Raw genomic sequence first — 12,379 nt, forward strand, 5'->3', positions numbered from 1 at the left:
GCCAGCCGTTCGAACACCATGACCGCGCAACTGATCCTCGTCCCACAGATATCCACGCTTCCCGCTCACGAGCAAAAGGCCCAGGCCATGCTGCGCTGGCTGGTCAAACGGGAAATCGTCGAGGCATTGCCGACCACCTGCGGCCAGGGTGGCAACGGTATGGCCTACGCCATCGGGCCAGGCGCGCGGCGTATCGCCCAGCGTCCCGATTTGCTGCCTTATGGCCAGGCACACAACGGTCTGGAGATCATCACCCACCGCTGCATCTATGTACCGACGCGCAGCTTTCTCGAAGAGGCGGGCTGCGCCGAATGCCGCAAGGAAGTGGGCGTGCCGCTGTTCGACAGCCTGGAGGTGTGGTGGCCAGGGGAGACCGACAACTTCACCTGCCCGGAATGCGGGCATGAAGATGACATCAACGGTTTCCTGTTCCTGCAGCCGTGCGGCTTTTCCAACCTGGGCTTCATCTTCAACGGCTGGGCTGAAGCCGGCCTGCGCCCGGCGTTCGTCGAAGAATTCGGCGAACGCCTGGGCTTTGCGGTGAGCCAGGTGCGGGTGGACGATCCGGCGTGAACCACGTTCTGGCGTTGTTGGAGGGGCTTTAGCCGCGATGTTCTCGAATCCCTTCGCGGTTGAAGTCGCTCCTACAAAGGCTTTTTAGAACTCGACACTGGCCGACAGGCGCAGCTCGCGCGGTTCGCCCACGGCAACGCGTAGATTGCCGCCGCTGGAGGGGTAGTAGCGCTCGTTGAACAGGTTACGTACGTTCAGTTGCAGGCGCGTCTTCTCTCCAAGCAATTGGCTGTCCCAAGTGACGAAGGCATCGGCCACGGTGTAGCTATCCAGCCAGAATGTGTTGGCGTTGTCGCCAGCACGCTCGCCGACATAGCGGGCGCCACCACCCAGTTTCCACTGACCCAGCTCCTGGGGTAAATGCAGGTGATGGACGAGGTAGAGACTGCCGACATTGCGTGCGGCGTTGACCAGCTCGTTGCCTTCGTTGCTCGGGTCATCGAGGATTTCCGTATCGGTGTAGGCATAGCTGCCAAGCAGCTCCCAGTGCTCGCTCAGGCGGCCGCTGATATCCAGTTCCACGCCGCGCGAACCGACCTTGCCTGCTGCTTCCGATACGGAGTTGTTGGTGACCACGACGTTTTTCTTCTCGATATCGAACAGCGCCAGGCTGGCGCCGATGCCTTGAGGCAAATCGAATTTCACCCCCAGCTCGTAGCTGCGGCCTTCTTCGGGGTCGAATGCCTGGCCAGTATTGGTATCCGAGGCATTGGGCACGAAAGAGCGGCTGTAGTTGCCATAGAACGCCACCTGGTCGCTCAGCTGGAATACCAGGCCGCCGAAGGGCAGGAAGGTGGTATCGGTACGGTCGGTGGTGCGGGTATAGGTTGCGCCGCGGCCTTGTTCCACGAGTTGCTCGAAACGCTGGTAGCGACCGCCAAGCACCACGATCCACTGGTCGTTCAGGTGCCAGTTGTCCTTCGCGTAGATCGAACGTGAGTGCAGCTCGTCGCTGCGATCACTTTGCGCCGGATTGAGTAACGAAGGCGCCGCGAGATTGCCGTATATCGGGTTGTAGATGTTGAAGCCACCCACTGCTGGGCCGCGCCAGGTATCGCCACGGAAATTGTCGACGCGCTCTGTATCTGCGCCTATCAGCAGATCATGTCGTTGGCTAAAAAGGCTGGCGTTGCCGATCCAGTCCCAGGCCAGATATTGGGTCTGGTTGTCATGCTCACTACCGTCAGAACGGCGGCTGAGCGCGCCTGTAGTGGCATTCAGCGCGTTGGGGCGAGCTTCGGCATAGTCGTAGCGCTCGTTGTTCCAGCCATAGGTGAGGCGGGTCGACCAGTCGTCGCTGAGCTGATATTCGGCGGTGGCGGTGAGCAGTTCATCGATGCCTTCGGCCTTCGACCAGCTTTCACCGAAGCGGTCGTTATAGGACACCTTCGCCGGTTTGCCGTTGATGATCACCGTGCCACGATCCACCGGAGTGCTGTATTCCTTGTATTCGTAGGCGATGTTCAGGCGCAGGCGTTCGCCTTCCCAGCTAAGTGAGGGGGCGATCAAACTGTGTTCTTCCTCGCCGAAATTGCGCCAGTAGTCTTCGTGCTGGCGCTCGGCAACAAGACGGAAGGCCAGGCCGCTGTCGGCAATGGGGCCGGTAACGTCGACTGCCAGGCTGCCACCGCCGAAGCTGGAGCTGTCTGCGTTCAGTCGCGTATTCCACTGATACTGTGGTTTCTTGCTGATGACGTTGATCAGGCCGCCCGACTCCAGCGCGCCATATAGCAGCGAGGCCGGCCCTTTGAGCACTTCCACGCGCTCGGTGGTGGCGCTGAAGTTGCGCGACAGGCTGGATCGAATGCCGTCGCGCAGGATGGAGCCATCGGCGTTGCTACCAAAACCGCGTTTGACGAAGCCATCCTGCGTGCCAGCCAGGGTGTTGCTCTGGGTCATGCCACTGACGAACTTCATTGCATCGTCCAGCGATCTGACCTGAAAGTCCTCGATGGTCTGTGGCGTTACCACCTGTACCGACTGTGCTTCATCCTTGAGTGCCACTGAAGATTTGCTCGCCGTACTGGCGCGCTTGGCCTGGTAGCCATTCTCGTCAGCCACGGGCGCCGCGACGACTTCCTGGCTGGGCAGCTCCAGCTCCTGAGCCAGCAGGTGGCCCGCTGGAAGCAGGCAAAAAGTGAGAAGGGCGGCGCCTTGGCTACTCAAGGAAAAGCGGTTGAATTTCATTTGGCACTCAAGTGCAAGGGTTTTTGAGAATCATTATTTTATGTGTTTCGAGGTATGGCTGCCTAGAGACACACTTTGCATTGAGTGAAATGAGCTCGCTGGGTATAATGCCGCGCTTCTTATTTTCCCGCTCGGGAGCCCTCCATGCTGCGCATCAGCCAAGAAGCACTCACTTTCGACGACGTCCTGCTCATCCCCGGTTATTCCGAGGTGCTGCCCAAGGACGTCAGCCTGAAGACCCGCCTGACCCGCGGCATCGAACTGAACATCCCGCTGCTGTCCGCTGCCATGGACACCGTTACCGAAGCGCGTCTGGCCATCGCCATGGCTCAGGAAGGCGGCATCGGCATCATCCACAAGAACATGACCATCGAGCAGCAGGCTGCCGAAGTGCGCAAGGTCAAGAAGTTCGAGGCTGGCGTGGTCAAGGACCCGATCACCATCGAGGCCGATGCCACCGTGCGTGACCTCTTCGAGCTGACCCGCCTGCACAACATCTCCGGTGTTCCGGTGCTGTCCAACGGCGACCTGGTGGGCATCGTGACCTCCCGTGACGTACGTTTCGAGAATCGTCTGGACGCTAAAGTGCGCGAAGTGATGACGCCGAAAGAGCGCCTGGTCACGGTCAAGGAAGGCGCCGACAAGGAAACCGTACGTGAGCTGTTGCACAAGCACCGCATCGAGAAGGTACTGATCGTCGACGACGCCTTCACCCTCAAGGGCATGATGACCGTCAAGGACATCGAGAAAGCCAAGGCTTACCCGCTGGCGAGCAAGGACGATCAAGGTCGTCTGCGCGTTGGTGCTGCCGTCGGCACCGGTGCCGACACCGGTGACCGCGTGGCTGCTCTGGTCAATGCAGGCGTCGACGTGATCATCGTCGACACCGCACACGGCCACTCCAAAGGCGTGATCGACCGCGTACGCTGGGTCAAGGAGAACTTCCCGGAAGTCCAGGTGATCGGTGGCAACATCGCCACTGGCGCCGCCGCCAAGGCGCTGGTCGAAGCTGGCGCTGATGGCGTCAAGGTCGGTATCGGCCCGGGCTCGATCTGCACCACGCGTATCGTTGCCGGCGTCGGTGTGCCGCAGATCAGCGCCGTGGCCAACGTTGCTGCCGCGCTGGCTGGTACCGGTGTGCCGCTGATCGCCGATGGTGGTATCCGCTTCTCCGGCGACCTGTCCAAGGCCATCGTCGCTGGCGCTTCCGCCGTGATGATCGGCTCCATGCTGGCCGGTACCGAAGAAGCCCCGGGCGAAGTCGAACTGTTCCAGGGCCGCTCCTACAAGGCTTACCGTGGCATGGGTTCGCTGGGTGCCATGGCGCAGGCGCAAGGGTCGAGCGACCGTTACTTCCAGGACTCCTCGGCCGGTGCCGAGAAGCTGGTGCCGGAAGGTATCGAAGGCCGCGTTCCCTACAAGGGCGCGATGAGTGCCATCGTTCACCAACTGATGGGCGGCCTGCGTGCCTCCATGGGCTACACCGGTTGCGCCACCGTCGAGGAAATGCGCACCAAGCCCGAGTTCGTGCGCATCACCGGTGCCGGCATGGCTGAGTCGCACGTCCACGACGTGCAGATCACCAAAGAGGCGCCCAACTATCGGGTTGGCTAAAAAATCGATTTGACGCTGCTGCGCTCGCGCATGCGGCGTTGGAGAAAAACTCGACACTGGCTCGCCAGTGAACGTCCGAAAGGACGGCCCGGAGGGCGAACGAAGTGAGTAAATGCGTGCTTCAGCAAACTCCGCTTTCTCGTTTCTCTCCGCCTTGCCTGCTCGTCGCTCGCGACGCGGCAAATCGATTTTTGCAATGTATGAATAACGGGGCTGTTCGATCAGCCCCGTGTCATTTGTGAACACCTACGAGAGACGGCCATGGCCCACGACATTCACGCCCACCGCATCCTCATTCTGGACTTCGGTTCCCAGTACACCCAGTTGATCGCCCGCCGCGTTCGCGAGATCGGCGTCTATTGCGAACTGCATCCCTGGGACATGAGCGACGAGGACATCCGTGCCTTCGCCCCGCGCGGCATCATCCTCGCCGGTGGCCCGGAATCGGTGCACGAAGCCAATAGCCCGCGCGCGCCGCAAGCGGTGTTCGACCTGAATGTGCCGGTACTGGGCATCTGCTACGGCATGCAGACCATGGCTGAGCAGCTCGGTGGCAAGGTGGAAGGTTCCGACCTGCGTGAATTCGGCTACGCCCGTGTCGACGTGGTCGGCAAGAGCCAGCTGCTGGCCGGCATCGAAGACCATGTCGACGCCGACGGCGTGCTGGGCCTCGACGTGTGGATGAGTCACGGCGACAAGGTTACCCGCCTGCCGGAAGGCTTCCACATCCTCGCCAGCACCCCGAGCTGCCCGATCGCCGCCATGTGCGACGACACTCGCCACTACTACGGCGTGCAGTTCCACCCGGAAGTGACCCATACCAAGCAGGGCGGTCGCATCCTCTCGCGCTTCGTGCTGGAAATCAGCGGCTGTGAAGCCCTGTGGACCCCGGCCAACATCGTCGAAGACGCCATCGCTGCCGTGCGTGCTCAGGTTGGCGATGCCAACGTGCTGCTGGGCCTGTCTGGCGGTGTGGACAGCTCGGTGGTCGCAGCGCTGCTGCACAAGGCCATCGGCGATCAGCTGACCTGCGTATTCGTCGACAATGGCCTGCTGCGCTTGCACGAAGGTGATCAGGTGATGGCCATGTTTGCCGAGAACATGGGTGTCAAAGTGATCCGTGCTGATGCCGAGGAACAGTTCCTCGGCAACCTGGCCGGCGAAGCCGACCCGGAGAAGAAGCGCAAGATCATCGGCCGCACCTTCATCGACGTGTTCGATGCCGAGGCCAGCAAGCTGGATAACATCCAGTTCCTCGCTCAGGGCACCATCTACCCGGACGTGATCGAGTCGGCTGGCGCCAAGAGCGGCAAGGCCCACGTGATCAAGTCGCACCACAACGTCGGTGGTCTGCCGGAGGAGATGAACCTCAAGCTGGTCGAGCCGCTACGTGAACTGTTCAAGGACGAAGTGCGCAAGATCGGCCTGGAACTCGGCCTGCCCTACGACATGGTCTACCGCCACCCATTCCCGGGCCCAGGCCTGGGCGTGCGCATCCTCGGCGAAGTGAAGAAGGAATACGCCGACCTGCTGCGCCGCGCCGACCACATCTTTATCGAAGAACTGCGCAAGGCCGACTGGTACCACAAGACCAGCCAGGCATTTGTTGTATTCCAGCCGGTGAAATCGGTTGGCGTCGTTGGTGACGGCCGTCGCTACGCTTGGGTCGTCGCCCTGCGCGCCGTGGAAACCGTCGACTTCATGACCGCTCGCTGGGCGCACCTGCCTTACGAGCTGCTGGAAACCGTCAGCGGCCGTATCATCAACGAAATCGAAGGCATCTCCCGCGTCACCTACGACGTGTCGAGCAAGCCGCCAGCGACCATCGAGTGGGAGTGATTCCACGTCTGGCACCGGCTGGCATCTAGTAGCACGAAAACACACCTAAGCCCGCGTCACTGCGGGCTTTTTTGTGATCTCGTTCGGCACCGCCTGGCAACATTTGGCATCGCCAAGCACCGTTTCTTCATGGCATGATGGATGGCATTGAATGCTTCTATGCCATGAGAAGTCGCCGATACCATGCAACCACCTTGCAGATGTTCATGGTATCGAATTTGCGTAACACGATGATTTAATTGTTGTTTTACGCCGAGGCGGGCCGATTTTCGGATCATGGTATTTGAGCTGAATCAGGGCGAGAACCATGTTGACCGATACCAAGCTGCGCAACCTCAAGCCGAAGGACAAGCTCTACAAGGTGAATGACCGTGACGGCCTCTATGTAGCCGTCACGGCCGCCGGAGCGATCTCGTTCCGCTACAACTACTCGATCCACGGTAGGCAGGAGACCATCACCTTCGGCCGCTACGGTGTCGGCGGCATCACCTTGGCGGAAGCCCGCGAGCGGTTGGGCGAGGCCAAGAAGATGATCGCGGCCGGGAAGTCACCGGCCAAGGAAAAGGCGCGGGACAAGGCCCGCGTCAAGGACGCGGAGACGTTCGGGGCCTGGGCGGAAAAGTGGCTGCGCGGCTACCAGATGGCCGACTCCACCCGCGACATGCGCCGCTCGGTCTACGAGCGCGAGCTGAAGCCGAAGTTCGGCAATCAGAAGCTGGTAGAGATCACCCACGAAGACCTGCGCGCGCTGACCGATGCCATCGTCGAGCGCGGCGCGCCGGCGACGGCCGTGCATGTCCGCGAGGTGGTGCTCCAGGTCTTTCGCTGGGCCATCGAGCGCGGACAGAAGGTCGAGAACCCGGCCGAGCTGGTGCGCCCGACGACCATTGCCAAGTTCGAGCCGCGCGACCGTGCGCTGACGCCCGACGAGATCGGCCTGATGTACCAGTACATGGAGCGCATCGGCACAGCGCCATCCATTCGGGCGGCGGCCAAGCTGCTGCTGTTGACGATGGTGCGCAAGAGCGAGCTGACCAACGCGACCTGGAGCGAGATCAATTTCAGCGACGCGCTTTGGACGATCCCGAAGGAGCGGATGAAGCGGCGCAATCCGCACCTGGTGTTCCTGTCCCGGCAGGCGCTGGACATCTTCATTGCCCTGAAAACCTTCGCGGGGGGATCGGACTACGTGCTTCCGTCGCGGTATGACTCGGACTTACCCATGAGCAGCGCCACGCTCAACCAGGTGCTGACGCTGACGTATCGGCTGGCGCAGAAAGAAGGGAAGTCGCTCGCCAAGTTCGGGCCGCATGACTTGCGGCGCACGGCCAGCACGTTGCTGCATGAGGCCGGCTACAACACGGACTGGATCGAGAAGTGCTTGGCGCACGAACAGCGGGGCGTCAGGGCCGTCTACAACAAGGCCGAGTACCGCGAGCAGCGCACGGCGATGTTGCAGGACTGGGCGGACATGATCGACGAATGGACGCTGAGACGGCCGAAGGCGTAAGTCAGAGGAGGGCGGGTTCAGCAGCGCCGCCCGAGCATCGAGGTGTGGCTTCGGGCGTCATTGACACTTGAGGGGCGCGGCGTTTTAGCGGCTAAAAAGTGGCGGCGGCGACCGACTGGGTGAAGCCAGGCCGCATCGCCTGAGTGCCCGACGACTTCCGCGCCTCGATCCATTCCTCGACCTCGGCCAAGTCCCAGGCGACGTTTCGGCTGGTGAGTGCGATCCGGCGCGGAAACTCCCCGCGCTGCTCCATGTTGAAGATCGTGCGCTCAGACAGCGGGATCATCGCCAGTAGCTTCTTCCGATTGATGAGCGTCTTGCTTGTCGTTGCCTGCATCCCCTGGCCTCTTTCAGTCACTTGCGAACATGTGCCTGATGGTGCCTGGCAATGCGGATTGTTTCGTCCTATTAGTTGGTCAATTAGGTTGACGCCGTGAGCGCGGCTTTGTACTCAAGTGGAACATTGCGGGGATCGCCGCCAGCGCCTTCGATACCGCTTGGCGCTCGATGCCGAGCTTTCGCGCAATCTCCGACTGATTGAGTCCAGACCACTGGAGCATCAGCATCTGCTTTTTGCGATCCGATAGCTTCGAGTCCACCATCAGTCGTGCTTGATTGCGCAGCTCTGCCTTGTCCGCCGGCTGTAAGGTCTGGCCCGCGACATAGTGGAAGAAGTAGCTGTCAACTAGTTGATCGCCCGATTTCACTTGGGCAGTGGCCGGCTTCGCGCATTGCTGGCTGAGTCTTGCCAGTTCGAGGTCGAATTGCGCGAGGGATCGCCTTGCTTGTCTGTAGACAGGGTTCCATGCGCCGCTCGGCAATTTAGGCCGATGATCCAGGCAATACAGGCTGCTTAGTCGAAGCTTTTCCTCTGGATCGTCCGCCTTCGGATCATCGCTCCCGCCGGCGAATGAGGTTAGCTCGGCGAGTGATCCGCAGAACCGGCAGAACCCATGAAGGCGTTCGCCATTCAGCCGGGTGTCGCGCACCTTTGACTTCGTTGGCCGTTTGCAGGCGCAGTCCCATACAAGCCCGATCAACGATTCGAGTGTCGCAACAAACCGCCGATCCTTTGGGGTCTGCCTGTCCTCCGTTTTGATGAACTGGCGCAGCAACTGCCGCTGCATGCGAACCATCGCATCAAGTCCCACCAGTCGAATGATTCCGCTGAAGCCCACCCCTGTTCCTGCTCCCGGGATGTGGCCCAAGTAGCGTTGCGGCAGCGTCGCCGTGTATGCAGCCACGGCGGGGTCAATGAGTTCCTGTATCAGCCCAACGATGGGGTAGCGCCGCGAGGAGGCGGAATACGGCCGCCAGCGATCCTCAAACTGCTCGATGGCTTCCGAGACAGTGGGATCGCAGCCTTCCCAGATGACAATGGTTGGGTCGTTCTTCATGTCAACCATTTTGGACAACTAATAAGATGTGGGCAACCCCCAATAGCGCCTAACCTTCGTAGCAATTCAGTTGACAACGGAGGTTTACGCAATGACGATAGAAGACACGCTGCTGCAACGCTTCGGCCCGCTGCTGAGCATGGCGCAGCTCGCCTCTGTCCTGGATCGATCACCGGATGGCCTGCGGGTCAGCTTGCGCACGACGAGCGAATGGGCGGGGCGAATCAACAAGGCTCGCTTGAAGATCGGTCGGCGCGTCTACTTTCGAACCTCGCAGATCGCCGAGGTGCTGAGCGACGAATCCCTGTACGGAACGGGGAACTGAGTCGTGGCGATTGACGTCCTGGCGGCGTTCGAGTGCGAACCGCCGGTGCTGGACTTCATATGGCCGGGCTTCCTCGCGGGAACCGTCGGCGCGCTCGTCGCCCCAGGGGCCACGGGCAAGAGCTTCTGGGCGCTGGAAGCGGCCATGAGCATCGCATGCAGCGTTGCCGGCGGCGACCTCGTGGGCCTGGCCCCCGCACACACCGGGCGCGTGGTCTATCTGGCCGGGGAAGACCCGCCGCCCGCGCTTGTCCGGCGCATTCACGCCATCGGCCAGCACCTCGGGCATGCAGCCCGCCAAGCCATCGCCGAGAACCTCGTGCTTGAGCCGATCATGGGCAAGCGCCTGAACGTCATGGACGAGGCTCACTTGCGCCGCGTCATCGAGTACAGCGCCGGGGCGAGGCTGATCGTGCTGGACACCCTGAGCCGCATCCACGCCCTCGATGAGAACAGCAACGGCAACATGGCCCACCTCGTGGCCGTGCTGGAGCAGGTCGCGGCTACCACGGGCGCATCCGTGCTCTACCTGCACCACGTCAGCAAAGGAAGCGCCCGCGAAGGGCAGACCGACCAGCAGCAGGCAGCGCGTGGCGCGTCCGCGCTGATCGACAACGCCAGGTGGTGCGGTTACGTCGCCCGCATGACTGAGGACGAGGCGAAGCGCCTCAGCGACCGCGCCCATGACCGGCAACCCATCGGCGATGAGCGGCGCGGCTACTTCGTGCGTTTCGGCGTCAGCAAGCAGAACTACGACGCCACGCCGCTTGATCGCTGGTACATGCGGCACGCCGGCGGCGTGCTGGTGCCGGTGGAGCTGTATGAGGCCAGCCGGAATGAGGAAAAGGGACGTGACGGTCGGAGGCGAGGCGATGGCTTTTGACCTCACCCATGCCAGGCACGATCCAATGCACTGCTTGGTCCCCGGCTTGTTCCGCAGTCTCAAGCGCGGCGAACGGAAGAAGCTCAAGCTCGATGTGACGTATCACTACGCCGAAAATGAACTAGCGCGGTTCGTCGGATTCGAGCCTCTTGGTGCTGATGACATGCGGCTGCTGCAAGGTCTTGTGGCTCTTGGAGGGCCGAAGGGCATCATCCTGACGCCAGAGCCAACAGCGGACTTGCCGAAGCAACTCCGTCTATTCCTTGAGCCGAAGTTCGACGCGGTAGGGCAGGATGCGCTGGTCGTGAGAGAGAGTATGACCAGCCTGCTAGGCGAAATCGGCTTGACCGATGGCGGCGACAATATCAGGGCGATCAAGGCGAGCTTGCTGCGCATGGCAAACGTGACGGTGGTCGTCACCAAGGGGAGCAGGCAAAGGTCTTTTCACCTGATGAGCTACGCCTTCGACGAGGAGGACGGACGGCTATTCGTCGCGCTGAATCCTCAGATTGCAGAGGCGATTCTTGGGCGTCGCCCGTATACCCGCATCGAGATGGCCGAGGTGCGGGCGCTACAGACTGACCCGGCCCGTCTGATTCACCAGCGGCTATGCGGCTGGATCGATCCGGGCAAAGCCGGGCGTGTGGAACTGGATACCCTTTCCGGTTATGTCTGGCCGGACCAGGCGAACGCCGAGGCCATGAAGAAGCGCCGCCAGAAGGCCCGCAAGGCTCTGGCCGAACTTGCCACCGTGGGATGGAAGGTCAGCGAGTATGCGGCAGGGAAGTGGGAAATAGGCAGGCCGAAGCCCGTAGTAACGTTCCCCAAGCTCCGTAGCAACGTTCCCCTTCACCCGTAGCAACGTTCCCCGCCTCAAACCGGAAAACAGAGCAACGGCGCGGGCTTGCGGCTAGTCCGCAAACTCCATCCATGATCTTCCAAGATCATCCACTAGGCGGCACTTGCCGCCGCCCTTTAGGGCGACGCCAAGTCCTTGCCGATGGTCGGCCTGCGGCCGAGTTGTACGCCAGAAGGGCGGTCAGCTCCAGCCGGTTCTTTTTAGCGGCTAAAACGCTGCGCCCCTCAAGTGTCAATAGGCAGGTGTTGTATGTTGTAGCACGCTACAACATACAACAGTTCAATTCGATGCCCTGGCCACGTCATGAGATCGGCCTTTCTTTCGCGCGCTACGTCGAGCTGCAGCATCGTCATCTCCAGCGAGGCTGGCCATGTCCGGGCCATGGTCGACCATCGCCACGTCCGACGATGCACCGACGGCCCCATCGCCAGTTCTGACGATGACGGCCGCCGGCGCTGGAGCTCGCATTGCCACTTTTGACGATGCGATCCTCTCTTTGACACTTGAGGGGCCGAGCGGCGGGGAATCTCCCGGCCTACTCCCCTCTTGGCGTTCAATTTTCCGTGCTGAATGAGCTGCCATCCCTGTTTCGATGGGCGTGCCTGTGTCATCGGCTCCATGTCAACCATTTCGGCCAATTATTGGAATGTTGTGTAGGCCAGCACTCCGTAACCTTCGGAGTAGTTCAGTTGATAACGGAGGTTTACGGACATGGCGACGACAGAAAGCAGCTACCCCGAGGAGCTGGCCGCACGGCTGGCTCTTCAGCAGAAGACCTCGCAAACAAAGCGCAGGGACTACCTGGCCGCTTTCATGGCGGTGCGCTCGGACGTGAAGGAAGCGATGGAGGCCGGCTACGCGCTCAAGATCATCTGGGAGCACCTGCGCGAGGTCGGGCGCATCCCTTTCCGGTATGAGACGTTCCTGAAGTACGTTCGCCAGCACATCACCAATGCGCGGCCTGGCTCCATGGGGCAGGGTACGAAGTAAGCAAAGTTCCATGCTCAATCGCTGCAAGCGCATGGCTGAAACGCTGTTACCGGCCTCTCGGATCGCGGCAAGCACACGGACGTTGGCAATTTCCGTTGGTTTTCCCGCTGCTGGCGCGCTGTTGCGAAGCAACGGTGCGGTTACAGCGCGAAGTTCGATGAGTCATACGAGGCAAAAACAACGCCGTAAGGCGGGCAGGATGT

Annotated in this window: 11 protein-coding genes; 8 read left to right on the top strand and 3 right to left on the bottom strand. The window is 61.2% G+C overall.

Annotation, left to right across the window (positions count from 1 at the left end; translation table 11 throughout):
* Positions 1 to 18: 18 nt before the first annotated feature.
* Complete coding sequence (locus BLS08_RS04860; protein ID WP_090336124.1) at positions 19 to 573, top strand: sugar ABC transporter ATPase; 555 nt, start codon at positions 19 to 21, stop codon at positions 571 to 573.
* An 84-nt stretch (positions 574 to 657) separates the two neighbouring features.
* Here BLS08_RS04860 and BLS08_RS04865 read toward each other — a convergent pair whose 3' ends face one another.
* On the bottom strand, positions 658 to 2,760 hold the full coding sequence (locus BLS08_RS04865) for a TonB-dependent siderophore receptor (RefSeq protein WP_090336126.1): 2,103 nt from the start codon (positions 2,758 to 2,760) through the stop codon (positions 658 to 660).
* Between the two features lie 144 nt (positions 2,761 to 2,904).
* Here BLS08_RS04865 and guaB point away from each other — a divergent pair, with 144 nt between their 5' ends.
* From guaB to BLS08_RS04885, 3 genes are all read left to right on the top strand, one after another.
* Positions 2,905 to 4,374, top strand: a complete 1,470-nt coding sequence (gene guaB, locus BLS08_RS04870; RefSeq protein WP_090336128.1) for an IMP dehydrogenase — start codon at positions 2,905 to 2,907, stop codon at positions 4,372 to 4,374.
* Between the two features lie 261 nt (positions 4,375 to 4,635).
* On the top strand, positions 4,636 to 6,213 hold the full coding sequence (gene guaA, locus BLS08_RS04875) for a glutamine-hydrolyzing GMP synthase (RefSeq protein ID WP_090336130.1): 1,578 nt from the start codon (positions 4,636 to 4,638) through the stop codon (positions 6,211 to 6,213).
* Positions 6,214 to 6,520: 307 nt separating this feature from the next.
* A complete protein-coding gene (locus tag BLS08_RS04885; RefSeq protein WP_011805741.1) occupies positions 6,521 to 7,723 on the top strand; it encodes a tyrosine-type recombinase/integrase in 1,203 nt (400 codons plus the stop codon).
* A 91-nt stretch (positions 7,724 to 7,814) separates the two neighbouring features.
* On the opposite strand, the gene BLS08_RS04890 is transcribed toward BLS08_RS04885, so the two are convergent.
* Together BLS08_RS04890 and BLS08_RS04895 are read right to left on the bottom strand one after the other, a co-directional pair.
* Positions 7,815 to 8,060: a helix-turn-helix transcriptional regulator gene (locus tag BLS08_RS04890; protein ID WP_011805740.1), complete on the bottom strand. Its 246-nt coding sequence runs from the start codon at positions 8,058 to 8,060 to the stop codon at positions 7,815 to 7,817.
* Between the two features lie 79 nt (positions 8,061 to 8,139).
* Positions 8,140 to 9,120: a LuxR family transcriptional regulator gene (locus BLS08_RS04895; protein ID WP_208600917.1), complete on the bottom strand. Its 981-nt coding sequence runs from the start codon at positions 9,118 to 9,120 to the stop codon at positions 8,140 to 8,142.
* A 91-nt stretch (positions 9,121 to 9,211) separates the two neighbouring features.
* Between BLS08_RS04895 and BLS08_RS04900 the strand changes: the two genes are divergently transcribed.
* From BLS08_RS04900 to BLS08_RS04920, 4 genes are all read left to right on the top strand, one after another.
* On the top strand, positions 9,212 to 9,445 hold the full coding sequence (locus tag BLS08_RS04900; protein ID WP_033996783.1) for an SPRY domain-containing protein: 234 nt from the start codon (positions 9,212 to 9,214) through the stop codon (positions 9,443 to 9,445).
* A 3-nt stretch (positions 9,446 to 9,448) separates the two neighbouring features.
* Positions 9,449 to 10,327 carry a helicase RepA family protein gene (locus BLS08_RS04905; protein ID WP_011805737.1) on the top strand — a complete coding sequence of 293 codons (879 nt, stop codon included), beginning with the start codon at positions 9,449 to 9,451 and terminating at the stop codon, positions 10,325 to 10,327.
* Positions 10,317 to 11,186, top strand: a complete 870-nt coding sequence (gene repC, locus BLS08_RS04910; RefSeq protein ID WP_011805736.1) for a replication protein C, IncQ-type — start codon at positions 10,317 to 10,319, stop codon at positions 11,184 to 11,186. The genes BLS08_RS04905 and repC overlap by 11 nt, the downstream gene beginning before the upstream one ends.
* Positions 11,187 to 11,897: 711 nt before the next feature.
* The gene (locus BLS08_RS04920; RefSeq protein ID WP_011805735.1) at positions 11,898 to 12,176 is read left to right on the top strand and encodes a TraK family protein; all 279 of its coding nucleotides are present in this window, start codon (positions 11,898 to 11,900) and stop codon (positions 12,174 to 12,176) included.
* Positions 12,177 to 12,379 lie beyond the last annotated feature (203 nt).

This window comes from Ectopseudomonas chengduensis (genome assembly GCF_900102635.1).
Lineage (GTDB): Bacteria > Pseudomonadota > Gammaproteobacteria > Pseudomonadales > Pseudomonadaceae > Aquipseudomonas > Aquipseudomonas chengduensis.